We start from the raw sequence: 17,138 nt of genomic DNA, 5'->3' as shown, positions 1-17,138 counted from the left end.
TTTATGAATACAGCGCCTGTTTTCCCTGATTTATTTCAACAACATAATGACCCTCATTTAGCATTCTTATATAGCCAACTGGAACGTATCGATCTCATTCTTCAATACCATTTCCATTGCATATCAGGCCAGAAAGGTGACCTCCTTGATGAATTTCTGTTAAGCGAAGAAGATGTGATAAACAGGCTGGATAACCCACTGGGTAAACCTCATTGGCTCAACGATGATTGCCTGACAATACCGCACACCATCACTCCTGTCGCTTCCCGATTAACTGACCTGATGACACATTTTGAACTGACTGATTTTGAAAGGGATGTTTTGTTGTTAGGTTTACTGCCCCATTTTGATAACCGCTATTATCACCTGTTTGCGCTGGTTCAGGGAGAATCACAATCCCGGCTGCCCACTTTTGCGTTGGCTTTGGAACTGTTTTGCCAATCAATACTGGAAAAACAGGCACAGCAGGCCAGTTTTTTACACCAGGCTCCCCTGATTGGCTGCCAACTGTTATCTATTGATAGCCGTCAAAAAACATTGTCCTGGCTCCAGACACCCTTTATCACAGACAGCGGCGTCTATCATTTTTTACTTGGGCATCACTATATTGCACCTGCTCTGGAACATTATGTTGCGTGGATAACGCCCACAGAAATCGGCAATTATCCAGCAGGCTTAAAACAAGCATTGGCTAATGTACTGTTATCTGATCATGATGATAGCCGGCCCGTTATTTTACTGCGGGGCATGGCTGATAGTGCCAGATCCCATGCCGTTGCTAATATGATGGCATCGGAACAACGACAAACGCTGCTTGTGGATATCGCCAGATTGACGGATAACGATGACAACACCCTGTTTTGCCATATAAAAGCCATTTTGCGGGAAATTCGTATGCGTGGTGCCTGCTTATTGCTACGAAACTTTTGCTTATTTGCAGAACAGAATAAACACTTGCTGGAACCTCTGTCAGCCTTATTAAGCCAGCCTAAATTAAGAGTGATCTGCCTGGTCGAACCGTATTCGCCGCTAGTGTGGTTGAAAAAGATATCGACATTGCTGATTGAAATGCCCGTTTTCACTTCGGTGGAAAAAGCGAGATTATTGACGGCTCGTTTACCCAATCACTGTGCCAATGATATTGACGCAATAACCTTAAGCCAACGTTACGCATTTAATCCCGTAACCCTGCCATTCATTTTACAAGAAGCGAAACTTTACCAACAACAGCGAGATCCTTCGGGTATCTTGCAGCAATGTGATATTCGCAAGGCACTCAATTTACGCGCTCAACAGAATTTCGGCCAATTAGCGCAGCGCATTATCCCTAAACGTTCATTAAAAGACTTGTTAGTCTCCGACGACATTGCTCAACAGATACAAGAAATACTGACGGCAATTAAGCATCGGGAAAAAGTTCTGGCGGGGGGTTTTAAAGATAAGGTGGGTTATGGCACCGGTATCAGTGCCCTGTTTTATGGTGATTCCGGTACAGGAAAAACGATGGCGGCAGAAGTGATTGCCAATGACATTGGTGTTGACTTAATCAAAGTGGATTTATCGACCGTCGTAAATAAATACATCGGTGAAACAGAGAAAAATCTATCTCGTATTTTCGATTTAGCAGAAAATGATACCGGTATTTTATTTTTTGATGAGGCAGATGCTTTGTTTGGCAAGCGCAGCGAAACTAAAGATGCACAAGACCGACATGCCAATATTGAAGTCTCTTATTTACTGCAACGTATGGAACATTTTCCGGGCTTAGTGATTTTATCGACGAATAACCGCAATCATTTAGATAATGCGTTTAATCGACGTTTTACTTTTATTACCCGCTTTACTTACCCGGATGAAACTATCCGTAAGAAAATGTGGCAGACAATTTGGCCTGAAAATATAAAAGTCGCCCAAGATGTGGATTTCGATAACTTAGCGCAAAAAATAAGTGTAACAGGGGCGAATATTCGCAATATCGCTTTATTGTCTTCACTTTTTGCCGCAGAGAATAACCATAACGAAGTCAATAATAAAAATATTGAAATCGCATTATCACGCGAATTAGCCAAAGTGGGGCGATTGAATTTCCAAAAATCATAGAAATAAAAATAGCTAAAAATAAAATACATTGATGGATGAATAGTTATCACAATAATAAATTGAGGAAAAATTTTTATGTTAAAAACGCAAACCATTATCGATGTCAATAAGGCAATGAAGGCAATTCTGAAAAAATATCTGGATAAAGAAGTTGCGATCCGTTTTGATCTGCCTGAACTGGATACCGTACAGTCTGATGCGATGGTGAGTGTTTTTCTTTATGATATCCATGAAGATCTACAACTTCGCTCAGCAGAATCCAGGGTGTTTAATGCTGCTTCGGGGAAATTATTACCGGGTTGGGTCAATATTAAATGTAATTACCTGATTACCTATTGGGAATCGACCCAACCTGCAACGGATCCCAACCATTCTGAGAGCCAACCTGATAATCAGGCAACACAAGTTATGTCACAAGTTTTAAAGGCATTAATTAATAACCGCCAATTGACGGGCATTCCCGGCGCTTACACTCAGGTTGTACCGCCGAAAGAAAGTTTAAACAGTTTAGGCAATTTTTGGCAGTCACTGGGGAATCGCCCGCGGCTTTCCCTGAATTATTCAGTGACAATACCGATTAGCCTCACCGATGGGCAAGATAATGTGACTCCAGTGAAGGATATTTCTTCTACAGTGGAACAAGTGATAAAAACTCAAATATGACCCAACAGAATGATCTGAAAGATATTAATGAAGTTTCGAAATTTATTTTTATTTTGATGAATCTTTAAATAACCGTTTATTTAAATCGGAGTATTATTATGTATAGTTTAAAACAGAAAGAAGAAAAGAAAAATCAATCCCCCCGTCCTGACCAAGATACTGTCAATGGTGAACATGTCATAACATCAAAAATAGCGGAGCTGAGGAAAAACTTTCAGCAGACTGACGCGCAAGCTGTGCGTCCACGTATTGCCTCACGTCCTTTGAGAGCAGTCCCCTTTCAACAGGCAACAAAAACACCTGTAGCCTCTGCGGTGAACATCCCCGCCAGCACGACGACCAAAACATCTGTCAGTAATACACAAACGCCAAAAGCGATACCAACATCAACCCCGGTGCCCGCAAACGGTGTAAAAAAACCATTTACACTATATCGCGCTGATAACCGGAGTTTTGCAGAGTTACAAAAAAGTAGTCCAGAGGGATTTAAGGCTTGGGTACATCTTGATAGTGAAAAAGCGAGAAAATTTGCCAGCGTATTCTTGGGTAGTGACAATGTAGAAAGTTTGCCTAAACATATTATCGATGAAATTAATAAATGGAAGAAAGCGGGAACACCTAAGTTGAGTGATCTTTCCACCTTTATAAAATATACCAAAGATCGCTCGACGGTTTGGGTTTCTACCGCAGTCAATACTGAGGCTGGTGGACAAAGTTCAGGGGCGCCACTTTATGAAATATCAATGGAACTCTATGAGTTTGGGGTAGATAAAGGAAAATTGATTCCATTGCCAAATGGAAGAACGGGCAATATGAAACCCTCCATTCTTCTTGATACGCAAAATTTGGAAGATGCAACAGTCATTGCTCTGAATCATGGGCCAGTAAATGATGCTGAAATGTCATTTTTAACGACTATTCCAATGAGTAGTTTAAAACCTTATAAAAAATAATTAGTTAATCAATTAATAATTCACCTGATTTTAACATAATAATATCGTCTATAAGTCACACTTTGTGATAAAGATATTTAAATAAAACTTATGAATAATAAGGTTGATCTATTATGTATAATAAACATTCTATTGATCTTAAATAAGAAATTTTTAATTAAGATTTATATTGATAAATACAATAAATTGTATAGCAAATTATTGACAAATATTAATGTATATATATGATTATTACATAATTAATGATTTTTATTTTGATGAGTTACTACATCAGATTATTTAATTAAAATAACAATGTAACAATTCACTAATATTTTATAATGCCAGGAATAAACCCTATTGCATTTAAAAAGGAGTTCAGGTGTTTCTTTCAAAAGAATTAGCAAACTTTATTGTTGTAGCCAAAAATAAATCAATAAATAAGGCAACAAAGGAGCTTTTTATCACCCAGTCGCCAATTAGCCGAAGCTTAAAAAAACTGGAGTTCTCATTAGGTGTAAAACTTTTTGTCAGAAAAGGCCAGGGATTAGTGTTAACGGAAGAAGGAGAGTGCCTATACAATAAAGTGTTATCAATTTATGAACAACTTAAAAATATCGAAAATGATTATAAGGAACATAAATCTTTTTATTATCCTGTTTATAGGAACCAACATAATGATTTAATGTAATCATTAGATATATAAGCAATCTCTTCTAATTAACTTTAGATAAAATGGTGAAAAAATAAAATAGAAATGAATAATTAATTCATAGTGGTTTTTATTTATTTTAAATATCAACAAACTTTAATTAAGAATCGGAGGGAACAATGACATACAGTTATGACAACAAAATGATTTATAAAAAGAAATCAGAATTAAATAGAACTTTGGAAGCTTTGCATCTGGATATACCCGATACAGCGGGAGTCTCTGCTGCCTATCAGCGCGACCTGTCTTCTGTCATGATAAAATTCCAGAATAAAACAGATTCAATTCTTGAAGAATCCAAACAACCTTCGCCGCCCAAGCAAAAACCATCAGAGAAAAAGAAATATACCAAAAAGGCATTACAAAACTTTGCTGCCCATGCCGGCTATTTACATAACAACACTTATCAAGATAGTTTTGTTAATTTTAAAGACAATAATCATAACTTAGCCCCCGGAAAATTGTTTCAGGGAGTGGAACTCATTCCCCAAAAAGCGATTGAAATAAACAGACCGATAGGACCACGGAGAAATAAACTTGCCTATGATATCGAAGATATATTTAGAAATAATATGGCAAATGAATATCGGGTAACAAAGACTTCTGACTTTATTACAGGATTGAAGGATATGTATAAAAAAAATGGGCAAACGCTACACCCGATGACTCAACGTCTGGTTGAAGAACATATCGCACATAACGGGGGCATCTTGCCAACAATGGCAGGTATTGCCGGCCTGCATGCTGAAGTACAAGCGTTGAACCAGATATTTATTGCCGCAGATCAGAATGAACCTCTCAATCCAGCCCGTTATGACAAGGCCATGCTTCAATCATCAATTTTCACCAAACGGTTAACCACTGCAAATGCTGGACAAGACTTCCCGGCCTGTCATAACTGTTCGGGGATTATCCAATCACCGGCTAATGTGATTACGGGAGTGGTTAGCAGTGCGGGCAGCAATTTTTCTAATCAGGTCGCAAAACGCCATCGTTCCCAGTCATTAAGTCATTAAATGATTTCTTTTGTGAATCTGGAAAATGTTTATTACCGAAAAGTGACCATTTTTCATCAAATTTTTTTTCTTCTACCGCCTTTCCTGAAAGTATGGTTTTGTGATTTCGCCATACTGTTTTCATCATAAGCCAGCAACTGAGTTGATGAAATCACCAGAGAATAAACTACTCATCATAAAATATAAAAATTAGTTAGTATCTACACTTGCATAATGAATTAAAGAGAGGAAGTTATTATGCCATTTCATGAATCTATTATTTTAAATCCGGGGAAAAAATATCAATCAGTTAATCAGAAGAATATCTCTGGTAAAGGTAAAAATAATGTTTCGCGTTCGATTATATGGTGGACGGAAAATAAATGGAAGAATTGTGAAATTATACAGCCTGGTGAAGGAAAGTTACCTCCTATAACCCCTCCAGGTTTAAGTTTCACCTCTGAAAAAATGGATAATGGCAGGAAAATACATTATTTTATTTTAGTGAATGGACTTTATTGGCGTTTTAAGCCAATTAATGAAAATCTGACCAGTGGTTATATTTCAAATTCCAGAGGTGACAAACTACGTATTTCATATTTAAGCAGTAAATCAAAAAGGGGAGAGAAGTCTTGGAAGTTAAAAAATAGAATCGATATTAATAATTATATTGTAGAGTCGATGTTCAAATATACTCAATACCCAGATAATATAGGAGAGTTATTGAAGAAAGAATTACAGAATATTTTTGCTGTAAGAACGAAATTAAAATTTATTGATCTTATGAATAGACTTGATCATGCACTTACAATAAAATTTTTCCAGGCACATGAAGGTAATGATCTGGAAAAAGCGCTTTATATATTACTGGCAAAGCAAGAAATATACAATAAGCGTAAACATAAACGTACAGATGAGCAAAAAATTTTAGATATTGTTCAACAACCGCTTAGTGAATCTCTTTTAGATACTTATCTTGTGGCATTTTCTTCTGGAGAAATACAACAAGATCTGTATAAAAGCCTTCTCCAAACTGAGATCTCAGGAGATGACAATGATATAAGAGCGGAAAGAACCAGGTTAAATAGAAGTTTTGAAAATGCTAAAGAAGTTTTATCGAAAACTAAAAAGACAAAAGAGAAATATTGTGAAAAAATTAAACATCTTAATTTTTTACTTGATGAGTATGATTTTTCTGTTATAGGGAAGAGTAAATCTGAGATTGAAAATATCCGTAATAATTTGGCTAATGATATTGAAAAGCTGAATATTAAACTTGATGGATTAAGAGAAAAAGAAAGAGTAGCGAACAATGATTTAAAAACTATTGAGGAAAAACAGAAGGAATTTGAAAAAATATTAGATATATATAAAGCAGGCATTGATAAAACAAAAAAGATATTATCTTCCGTTGGCGTAAAAGATGAAAGAAATCATAAAAAATTTCATGACCAGAGTAAATCAGAATTTGAATATCAAAAAGCTTTCCTGACTCTGGTACAGGAAGAAATAAAAATAAAAGACAGAGTACGTGAAAGTTATAGTGATGAAGAACGCCGTAACTTGCAGATATTAAACATTGCTAAATACCATCTTTCTACATTGCGATATTTAAAAGGTGAATATGGCTATGAATCAAACTGGTATCATAAATCTGTTTCTCATAATCAAGAATTAAATGATTTTATACTCATTGATTATTTTGAAGGATGGCGCCATAAAAATAATCTTATTTCAAAAATTGACATAGAAACTCCGTTGGCAGTGGAAGGTAGTAATATTCAAATTCCAATTATGGGGTTGTTAAAAGGAAATATATCAGAAAGTATTAAACAAAAGATTATTTTTCCTGATGGAATTACAGATGAAATGAAACAGGATTTATTAGTTGATGATCTAAATAATAAAATAAATAAGTTTAATCATGCTGTTATTGAAAAAATTAAAAGGCTGTTTACCGCAGAGGAAACGGTTAAAAAGATTTTAGCACCTTATGAGTATATTCAATCTAGAGTTAACGCATTATCTGGCGGTCGGGTTAATTTAGAACAACAAGTTGAGCTTAAAATTGAACCCGTTATACCTGATAAGTGTAAGCTAAAAATAAATAGACACTTTGTATCATGCCAGAATATTTCTGATACTATAATTAAAAAATTCTCGGTTTATGAATTAATTCTTAAAATAGATCAAAAAGAATTTAATAAGACAGAGTATAGAAATAAAGATATAAAATATCTAATGAATAGTGATGTTGAATATGTTGTAAAGGGATTGGATGATATTTCAGTGGATTATGAAAGATATATTAGCGGATTTAGAAATAATGAAGATGTAAAATATTACATCAATGAGGGTATTAATAAACTGCCAGGTTCATCTGGAACAACATTAGAAGAATTTCTTGATAAATATACCAAACACATGGATGAAATAAGTTATTCAAGTAGTGAAATTATTTCTGATTATTTTCTTGTTGCCTTGAGGGAGATTTTTGATGCTAGTTCCATGGTACTTCCTCTGAGTCCGATGGCGGGCTATGTAACTTCTATAACGGCTAATACGGTCATTCCTCTTATACAGTCTGCAATAGCAAATACCAGTGAGGAGAGTCAGGCATTACAAAAAGAAGCTTTGATTAATTTTGCTGTTTCAACAGTCATGGATTCTGTTTTCAATAACAAGGAGATTTGTCGGAAGATAGTTCAAGGCGGAAAAATAATCAGAGAGAACAGAGGGTATATCACTAATAAGTTTAAATTTAAGAGTATTAATTTAAACTATAGGGGGCACCCTCAAATAATCAAAACGAATATAAAAAATATTCCTGGTTCAGGGACTAAACCGTGGTTATTAGAAAATCTCATAAGAAGAGATAGATGGTTTTTAGATAGAAAGTACAGGTTAAAATATAATGAAAAGAAAAAAATAAATATTGTTCAATCCTATTTTCTGGATGATAAACTCACAAAAAGCACGTCTGGTCTTAAGAGGGAATGGCGGCAAATAGATGTATCATTGGATAACATATCACCTGAAAATGGCATATATAAAATAAGGCCAGATAATGCACAAACAATGCAGGAGTTTAATTATTATATTAAACAGAACGACGATGTTTATCGGGTAAAATGGGATAATTGGGATAACACATGGCGAGTGATTGATCCTAAACATCCCGGTCAGTTTAGTTATGCAACGCCAGTCAGATTGAATAGTAATAATTTATGGGAAACACATGCAGATGTGGGGTTAAAAGGGGGGAGTCTCAGATATCCATCTAAAAAAATAAATCATTTTTCCCATCTCACTGAGGAACAGGCACGAAAAATACGTTCACTTGTTTGGACAGCAAAAGATAAAGCAATTAATACATTAAGAAAAGCGAGTCATCGTGTTAAAAGTACTAAGCCCGATGATGTACAAAAGGTGAATAAGGCTTTTGAGATTTTTATTGGCTCCTCTTCTGATGCTTTTAAAGCCAGGTACTTGGCTAATATCAAAAAGCAAAGTGAAGTTCTGGATAAGTTTAAAGCTTCCGCAGATATGGTCTATCAGGGAGGCTATAAAATGGAAAATCCTTTTGTCCTTTTTGAGACCCAATATGTTAATCATGTTGCGAGTAGCAGCCATACACAGACACCTATTACTGCGTTTATCGATGGTATCGTAGATGCTAATAATCGGCTGAAATATCCAAAAGAAAAGTTTGAAGATTTTGTTTCTACGGCATTGATTCATGAAAGCTACCATATCATTAATAAGGATTCTCCTGATTTTAATTACCCAAGAATGCAAGGGGATTCTCTGGATATTTCCACTTTGGTTTCTCTAACTGATCCATTACTTAGGAATTCCCAAATTAGTGATATGGATATGATGCATAAAGTATTTGCACATGGTTGGGGGGCGGATGTTTTTAACAAATTACTAAATGCACCTGAGCTGAATAAAACCGCCATAAAACAGTTGGCTAAAGACAGGCTGGCGATTTCCAATGAGCGGGTATGGAAAAATCCTGATAATTCTTCTTATATGACAGTATTAATCAGTTTAATTGATACTAGTCCTGCCCTTTATCATGCATTTGTTAAGAAATACGATACCTGGAAACGTGAACCCAATAAGCCATTATTATGGGACTTTAACGGCGGAAATGCTGGTAAAGCGATGGAACTTGAAAATACCGATATTGGGAAGTTAAGACATGGTGATATTAGCCCTTTAGAAGGAAGGGGACTCGCAACCGGAAGCCGCACTGATAATATCAATCTTAAGTTTGACTATATCAGGAATGATAAAATCATTTCTATGCCAGCCAGTAAACTTTTCAGCATGGACGACATGATGAATGACAATGGCCAGTTACGTGGTGTAATGAATACTTGGAAAGGCAGTGCCATAACGTCGAAAGCTACCGATGGTACGAGGCCTGGAATATGGGGAGATAAATTTACACTGAGTGATAACGTTAACTTTATCAATGTGGTTAATGGTCACTCTGGTACAGTGGCCATTAAAATGCCACTAAGTGAGATAAAAGAAGGTAAGCCGTTGATTATTACTACGGGTAGATTATGTGGATGTACAGTGGCTTATGCCGTTGAGGGTGGCTACTTCTATGTTTATCATGCAGGGCAGCGTGTCGGGGATAAAGGCTGGTTAACGAGTCGTGATGGCGTATCAAATTTATATGAAAATCATCTTAAATTAACTAATAAACCGTTACCTGACAATATGGGAAGAGAAGATATGTCTAATGACGATCTTGTTGATATATTTTCTCAATATGAAAAAAGTGTTATTACCTATTTTGGTAAGAGTATTTCAGCAGGTAAGACAACACGAATTATGAAACAAAATCCTCATGTCAGTATATTTGATTATAATCAGGCATTAGCTGATGCTGACAACCCAAGGATTGGCCTTTCCTATGCTTTATTAACTAAGGATGGCGGTAAAATAAAAATTAAGGTCTACAGTGAGGACTTATTAATCAATATAGGTGGAGGTGCGAGTAAAAATGTGAAGTTTAAGAAACTATCCGGTGAAGAATTTATTCTGAAAGAATAGTTTTTTGATAAACTTATTTGCTTTTTTGTTCATTTACATGATTTATTTTTTTGTTATCCGCTTATCCAATTCCAGCAAGATAGGTTCAAATTGCTCATTAAAGTTACGGGGGGTTAATAATTATTGTTATATGAGTTTTATATTATAAATATTAATTTTTTTAATTTACTAATATATTATTTCATAATTTAAATTATACTTGGTGAAGTATAAATTTAAAATAAATAGAGTAACTAACACATAAACTTGTAATTGAACATAAGAGACATTGAGAATGCTTTTAGAAATTATAGATGGCTATCGCCAGTCAGCAGGGTTATATGCTTTTGTTTCAAGTCAAGTACCACAATACCTAACTAATAAAGAAGGGAAGACATTAAAGCAACTTTCTGAGTTATGTAATGTATCAATTGATAGGCTCCAGATTCTGTTAGATTATATGTTGTCACTGAATGTATTATTTAAGGATAATGAGCAATATTATCTCACTGAAATGTGTTTATCACTCAGTGATCCTAATAGTTATGAAACATTGAAGATAAAATTTGAATTAAATCCTGTTATATGGGAAATATGGCCAAAATATATTTCTTGCCTCAACTCACAACATGATGAATCTGTTTTTCAATCAATTCATAAAGAAAGCTTTTATAATTATATAAATAAGAATGAAAATAAGGAATTAAAGTCATTGTTTTATAATTTTATGGCAGTCATCACAGATGAAATTTTTGATAATATAATAAAGTATATTCCGATGGAGAATGTCTCATCGATTATTGATGTAGGTGGTGGTGAAGGAAACCTAACCAGAAAAATAAAAGAATATTATCCTCATCTTAAATGTACTGTTATGGATCGCTATGATTTTATTGAAAAGGAATTAGAGGATATTACGTTTATTAATGGTGATTTTTTCTCAGCTATACCCGCAGGATATGATATTTATTTCCTGAAACAGGTTTTACGTAATTGGCCAAACGATAAATCCACCGATATTCTAAAGAATATCCATCAAGCTATGCGTGATGATTCAATACTCTACGTTATTGACACAATTAAAGAAGAAAATAATGCGAAGGATATTTCCTTTCATTTATTTATGGATCTTATTTTCAGGGGTAATATATGTTATCAATCTGAATATGAAGAACTTGCAAATAATGCAGGGTTTTATATCAATAATATATATAAAATCACTTCTTCTAAGCATATTATTGAAATGAAAAAGAAAACATGAATCACATTTAAAATGTTATGATAAGTGGGATAAGACCCCAGAGTATTCATGCAACCACTGTGAATTGTTGTTTTAAACATGAAATAGTCTGGCTTTAATGAATTAGCAGGGGGGCAATAATCATCTAATTAATCTGGTATAAATTATTATGATGTATACCAGATTTTTTGGATGTATCTCGTTGCTTAAGGGGAATTAATTCAGTCTTGCAAGCTCGCCCTGATTATGTACGACTTCGGGAACATGATCGCGAAATGAATGTAACTGGGATCTGTCTCTATGGCGAACATGGTGGAAATGACGGTCCGGTATGTGGTGGTGGTAACGGCAGTGTAGCGGCATTTATACGCCATCACGCTGTCACCTTACCTGAAGATGGTTTGATCTGCTCCTCTCAAGGGCAAGTACCCGGTCGTGATGGAAAACTTCAACTGACTGTCACTGACGAGAAAATTCTGGTCGGTGGTAATGCCGTCACATGCATCAGTGGCGCTATCCGTTTTTGACGGACAGTAATTTTTGATGAACAGCCGTTTTTCGTAAAAAACCTGAACAACTCGCAGCCGGAAATCTGCGTGCGATTTTTTCCATTTTATAATTCAGGAATGATATGAGTAAGTTCGTTGTTTTAGTCTCACTGTTGTTTTTACCTTTAATAGTTAATGAATAGTTAATGCTGCGGATGTAAATTCGGAAATCATGAATAATATCTCTTCTGAAAAAGATATTATTATAGTCAGGAATAGTCATTTAGTTACATCAACAACAGAGAATGGAGTAAAGCATTTTTCAAAAATAATATTATGACCAAAACATCACTCCCTTGGTCATAATATTAACGATTGCTTATTTTTGTGAATAAGCTATTGCATTATTATGCGATAATGACATTCTCATTCAATACCAGTGACAGCAGTGCCTGACGGGCGTAAATACCATTACCTGCCTGTTGGAAATAGTAGGCGTAACTCGTTTTATCCACATCAACAGTAATTTCATCAATACGTGGCAATGGATGCAATACTTTCAGGTTATCTTTGACATTGACCAAATCCGCTGCATGCAGTACAAACTGGGCTTTGATATTGGCGTATTCAGAAGGATCAAGACGCTCTTTCTGTACACGGGTCATATATAGAATATCCAGCTCTGGCAACACATCTTCAAAGTTATTGTGAATGCTGTAACTCACCTGTTTTTCAGCCAGCATATGCAGAATGTAATTCGGCATGGAAAGGGCATCCGGTGCGATAAAGCAGAAATGGTTACCTTCAAATTTTGCCAGTGCCTGTGTCAATGAATGTACGGTACGCCCGTATTTCAAATCACCCACCATAGCGATTTTCAGGTTATCCAGCTTGTTCTGGGTTTCCTGAATGGTAAATAGGTCGAGCAAAGTTTGGGTTGGGTGCTGATTCGCACCATCACCCGCGTTAATGACCGGTATATGACCGGAAAATTCAGAAGCAAGACGTGCGGCCCCTTCCTGTGGGTGACGCATCACAATCGCATCAACATACTGGCTGATAATAGAAATAGTATCAGCCAGTGTTTCTCCTTTTTTGCCTAATGACGTATTGCTACTGTCCGCGAAGCCGACCACAGATGCTCCAAGCCGTTGAATCGCTGTTTCAAAAGAGAGACGGGTGCGCGTAGAGGCCTCAAAAAAGCAGCTAGCGATAACCTTATGTTTCAGTAAGTCAGTCTGTGGATTGGCTTTCAGTGCTGCTGCTGTCTGCAATACCAATTCAAGATCTGTGCGGCTCAAATCATTAATTGAAATGATATGCTTGCGATATAACGGGTTAGCCATGTTTACATTCCTCTTTTATGACTTTTAGCCTTTGACTGGGCAGACAAAAAAAAGCCCCTCAATTGAGGGGCTTTTTAAATGATCGGTTTAGCAATGGGAAAAACAATACGTCCAGGCTGCCAGTTGGCAGTGTTTTGTTGGATTGATATTTTGCAACGTTATCTGTGGCGCAGTATTTCATGTTTTCTCCCAGCAAATCGTCGCGCATTATACTCACGATTGTATTCACCGCAAGGTTTGTGGAAGAAATTTTTATTTCAATCAGTGGATCATGAACAAAGCCAGGGAGGATATTATACTCTTTGTCTTTTAAGTTGCTTCTTTGTTGGCTGCACTCACTCATCCCTATCACATAGTCATCTGTGTTCCAGTTTGTCATTCCCTTGTCGCGATGCAACTTGAAATCCATTGGGTATATTCGCTTTTGTCACCCAAACTGATTGCCATTTTTTATTATTTTGGCTAAATAATGTTCTATTGTTGACCGTGATAATCTTGATGAATAATATATTGTTACTTTATTAAGTATATAAATATATTGATTTTTTTATCAAATAAGAGGGTGGTATATGCCATTTTCTCCTCCTTTTAGAAATGCGTTTTTTGAGGGTGATCTGATATACGGTTTAACTGATGAAAGAGAGCGTTATATCAGTCGTGTTGATAAATTTAAAATTGTTAAACATAATCTTACCAAGTCTACTTCTGGACAAGAATTCTCTAAACCGGCAATGATTAATTATTATTTAATTCCGGTTGAAGAGAGAGAAATGGTGTCTTTTTTAGATAATTTTAAGCGTTCAATGGGAAATAGGCAAAGAACCCCCACTCAATGTCTTATTAATAGGGCAAATGAATATAAACGCTATCTTAATGTTGTTGCATTTGAGGAATATGGAGAATATAAAGAAAGTTTCTATTCTCATCTTAGAAAAAATAATAAATATTATACTGTACTTGATGAAAATATAAATAAGGATAATGTAACTATAGGAAGGAAAAGTAAAGGAGGGTTATCATGGGTAACAATGAGCAATTGTCAACTTACTGGGGATATGCATATACACTTCATCCTTGATGAAATAAATATAAGAAAAGTCGTAGATAAAACAAGAGATTCCATAACTGCAAAAGAACTGAGGTGGGTTTACAGGCACAGAAATAATAGAAACGTTGCTAGCAAAATACAATTTTGGTTGAATCAGGAACCTATTTATCCGCCTTGGGTTTCAGATGAAACATTATGGGAAAATTATTATCGGCGCAGTATATTTAACCACGATCTATCCGGGGAGTTTTCTAAGTTATTTAATATGATGTAATTAGCAGTTATACCCAGTGGATTCACGGGCCACGGGGAACACCATCCTGATTCGGTTTTTGGGCACAAGTGCAGTGTTTATCATGCTCTTCTACAAACTGACGTATTCCTTTTGGGCCATATAATGCTAAAGGGGCTGTAGGGCCTCCCATTGATCGGCTGCACCATAAGCCCGGCAAACCAAAGATATGATCACCGTGTAAATGGGTGATAAAAACCTTCTCTAGTTTGGGGATCATCCACAATGCATTGTGGATCGCTTGTAATTCCAAAATAAGGCTGGTGATATTGCGATCTTTAATGGGAATACCTGTTCTGGTGCCCAGTACTCTCAATTCTATGTCATTTTCTCCTATACGCTTTATCCTGCGACTGGTTCCTGTTGGCCCTGTTGATAAAAACGGTGCGGAAGAGTACAGGACGGCCATGCTCAATCTGGTCTGCGTTTGTCTAATGTTATAGCCAAAACGCCAATAGCAACTCTGCGTTTCATCCCTATTCCTATCATTAGATTATCTTAATTTACAAATAACGATACAAAAAGATAAGAAAATCAAATGGAAAAAACTATTGTCGAAAATAGGTAAAAATAAAAACGATTATTTTTCAAAATAATAAAAAATGTTTTTATGTTTTTCTAAAGTTAGCACAGGATTGGTAATAACAAGGTTGGCAATAACGATAAGTGTTAACGCACTGATGAAGTCGCATGGAGTTCTAAGCAATTAAAGGAGAGCAAAAATGAAAACAATTGAAATGAAAACAATTGAAATGAAAACAACTGAAATGAAAACCAACAGTTATAACTCATTGACGCAAGAGACTGGTGCCATTATCCCGGCGGCAGTTGGGGGAGATATCGGCTGTGTAATGATGGCAGCCTGTACTTCGCTGGTGGCATCAGATTTACCGGGTAATTTGTTGAATATTCGTCATGCTATCGAAGCTGCTGTATCACATGGGCGTAATATAAACCGTGGAGGACGAGATAAAGGATTATGGCATGACGCGCTGGAAATGAAAAAACGCTTTACCGTGAGTGAACAGAAAAGAGCTACTACTCATGTAGAGTATCGTAAAGATAGCGATGCGATTGATGAGATCCCGATGGCGTACAAAGATATTGATGCAGTAATGGCAGCCCAGTCTTCGCTGGTGGAAGTTGCACATGTTTTGCGTCAGGTCGTTTGTGTAAAAGGATAGTAAATAGAAATAGGTAAGAAAAAATGGAAAGGGAAATAGTCAGTCTAGTAATGAAAAAGCGTATCAAGAGGGAACTGGATAAGATAGAGAAAAAATATGACGTGCACATATTGTACGCCTGTGAATCGGGTAGCCGTGGGTGGGGTTTTGCTTCACCCGATAGTGATTACGACGTGCGGTTTATTTATGTCCATCCTATGGATTGGTATTTGAGAGTAGAAGCAGGACGGGATGTTATTAAACAGTCAATTAACGATAAGTTGGATATCAATGGTTGGGAGTTACGCAAGGCCTTAAAATTACTGAAACAGGCAAATCCAACATTAATGGAATGGTTGGATTCCCCCATCATCTACCAGGCAAATGCGGCAGCAACCAATGGATTGAAAACGCTGGTGCCACATTTCTTTTCGGACATTAAAGCGCGTTACCACTATCTCTCAATGGCGAAGAAAAATTTCCGTAGTTATCTGCAAGGTGAAGAAGTCCGGTTAAAAAAATATTTCTACGTATTGCGCCCGTTATTGGCTGCCCACTGGATTAAAATGGGCAAGGGTGTACCGCCGATAGATTTTGAAACGTTGGTGGAAGGAACAGTACATGATCCTCAATTAAAAGCAGAAATTGCCGATCTGCTGCGAATTAAACGATCTGCAAGTGAGGCAAAATATGGTTTGCGTAAGCCGAAAATTCACACATTTATTGAATCTGAACTTAATGAAACATTGGCGCGTTGTGAGCTTAGCGATAACTGTGAACTTAATCAGGAATTACTTGATAACTATTTGAAATGTTGGGTAATGAGATGATGCTAAAACAAAAAAATAAATAAAAGAATGCCGATTACTGAGGGGAAATATGGATCAAATCGATAGATAAGTGTGATTTAACTTCATGAGTAAATGTTGTCTTATCCTTTATCCTTAAGGATAAAAAATAATAGTTATGGACTCCCTGCTGGCGTTTATGGTTGCCTAATTCACGGGTATTAATCCTGATTGAGTGCCGCGTTGGGTTTGAAAACTTGTAACGGCAGAGGGAGACGCCTTTCAGCACTATTTGGAGTTAATATACTTGGAGTTAATA

At 36.1% G+C, this 17,138-nt stretch carries 12 protein-coding genes and 3 pseudogenes; 12 read left to right on the top strand and 3 right to left on the bottom strand.

Features of this window, described 5'->3' with window-relative positions:
• The first annotated feature begins 3 nt into the window (after window positions 1–3).
• From Xind_RS05920 to Xind_RS05885, 8 genes are all read left to right on the top strand, one after another.
• Window positions 4–2,100, top strand: coding sequence for an ATP-binding protein (locus tag Xind_RS05920; protein WP_187649650.1), 2,097 nt, complete (start codon window positions 4–6; stop codon window positions 2,098–2,100).
• A 75-nt stretch (window positions 2,101–2,175) separates the two neighbouring features.
• The gene (locus tag Xind_RS05915; protein WP_231571536.1) at window positions 2,176–2,763 is read left to right on the top strand and encodes a Pvc16 family protein; all 588 of its coding nucleotides are present in this window, start codon (window positions 2,176–2,178) and stop codon (window positions 2,761–2,763) included.
• A gap of 98 nt (window positions 2,764–2,861) precedes the next feature.
• Entirely contained in the window at window positions 2,862–3,716 is an 855-nt protein-coding gene (locus Xind_RS05910; RefSeq protein ID WP_187649649.1) for a hypothetical protein, read from the top strand.
• Window positions 3,717–4,077: 361 nt separating this feature from the next.
• Window positions 4,078–4,386, top strand: a complete 309-nt coding sequence (locus tag Xind_RS05905; RefSeq protein ID WP_047684528.1) for a LysR family transcriptional regulator — start codon at window positions 4,078–4,080, stop codon at window positions 4,384–4,386.
• A 140-nt stretch (window positions 4,387–4,526) separates the two neighbouring features.
• Complete coding sequence (locus tag Xind_RS05900; protein ID WP_047684531.1) at window positions 4,527–5,423, top strand: YwqJ-related putative deaminase; 897 nt, start codon at window positions 4,527–4,529, stop codon at window positions 5,421–5,423.
• 237 nt (window positions 5,424–5,660) lie between these two features.
• Window positions 5,661–10,475 carry a cytotoxic necrotizing factor Rho-activating domain-containing protein gene (locus Xind_RS05895; RefSeq protein WP_187649648.1) on the top strand — a complete coding sequence of 1,605 codons (4,815 nt, stop codon included), beginning with the start codon at window positions 5,661–5,663 and terminating at the stop codon, window positions 10,473–10,475.
• Window positions 10,476–10,749: 274 nt separating this feature from the next.
• Complete coding sequence (locus Xind_RS05890; RefSeq protein ID WP_187649647.1) at window positions 10,750–11,715, top strand: methyltransferase; 966 nt, start codon at window positions 10,750–10,752, stop codon at window positions 11,713–11,715.
• A 206-nt stretch (window positions 11,716–11,921) separates the two neighbouring features.
• On the top strand, window positions 11,922–12,221 hold the full coding sequence (locus Xind_RS05885; protein ID WP_187649646.1) for a PhzF family phenazine biosynthesis protein: 300 nt from the start codon (window positions 11,922–11,924) through the stop codon (window positions 12,219–12,221).
• 368 nt (window positions 12,222–12,589) lie between these two features.
• Here Xind_RS05885 and pyrB read toward each other — a convergent pair whose 3' ends face one another.
• A complete protein-coding gene (gene pyrB, locus Xind_RS05880; RefSeq protein ID WP_047684541.1) occupies window positions 12,590–13,528 on the bottom strand; it encodes an aspartate carbamoyltransferase in 939 nt (312 codons plus the stop codon).
• A 58-nt stretch (window positions 13,529–13,586) separates the two neighbouring features.
• On the bottom strand, window positions 13,587–13,937 hold the full coding sequence (locus Xind_RS05875) for a hypothetical protein (RefSeq protein ID WP_047684544.1): 351 nt from the start codon (window positions 13,935–13,937) through the stop codon (window positions 13,587–13,589).
• 160 nt (window positions 13,938–14,097) lie between these two features.
• On the opposite strand from Xind_RS05875, the gene Xind_RS05870 reads away from it, so the two are divergent.
• Window positions 14,098–14,850, top strand: a complete 753-nt coding sequence (locus Xind_RS05870) for a hypothetical protein (RefSeq protein WP_187649645.1) — start codon at window positions 14,098–14,100, stop codon at window positions 14,848–14,850.
• 88 nt (window positions 14,851–14,938) lie between these two features.
• Here the strand turns inward: Xind_RS05870 and Xind_RS21095 are convergent.
• Window positions 14,939–15,190, bottom strand: a pseudogene (locus Xind_RS21095) (MBL fold metallo-hydrolase); the annotation flags it as partial.
• Window positions 15,191–15,590: 400 nt separating this feature from the next.
• Here Xind_RS21095 and Xind_RS24030 point away from each other — a divergent pair.
• The 3 genes and pseudogenes from Xind_RS24030 to Xind_RS05855 all read left to right on the top strand — a co-directional run.
• Window positions 15,591–15,806, top strand: a pseudogene (locus Xind_RS24030) (hypothetical protein); the annotation flags it as partial.
• A 63-nt stretch (window positions 15,807–15,869) separates the two neighbouring features.
• A pseudogene (locus Xind_RS24025) lies at window positions 15,870–16,052 on the top strand (RtcB family protein); the annotation flags it as partial.
• Window positions 16,053–16,075: 23 nt separating this feature from the next.
• On the top strand, window positions 16,076–16,861 hold the full coding sequence (locus Xind_RS05855) for a nucleotidyltransferase domain-containing protein (RefSeq protein ID WP_047684587.1): 786 nt from the start codon (window positions 16,076–16,078) through the stop codon (window positions 16,859–16,861).
• The last annotated feature ends 277 nt before the right edge of the window (window positions 16,862–17,138 follow it).

Origin of the sequence: Xenorhabdus indica, from assembly GCF_014467235.1 — a bacterium.
Taxonomy (GTDB): Bacteria; Pseudomonadota; Gammaproteobacteria; order Enterobacterales; family Enterobacteriaceae; genus Xenorhabdus; species Xenorhabdus indica.
Note: the sequence above shows the minus strand (reverse complement) of the source record. Positions and strands in the feature narration are given on the sequence as shown.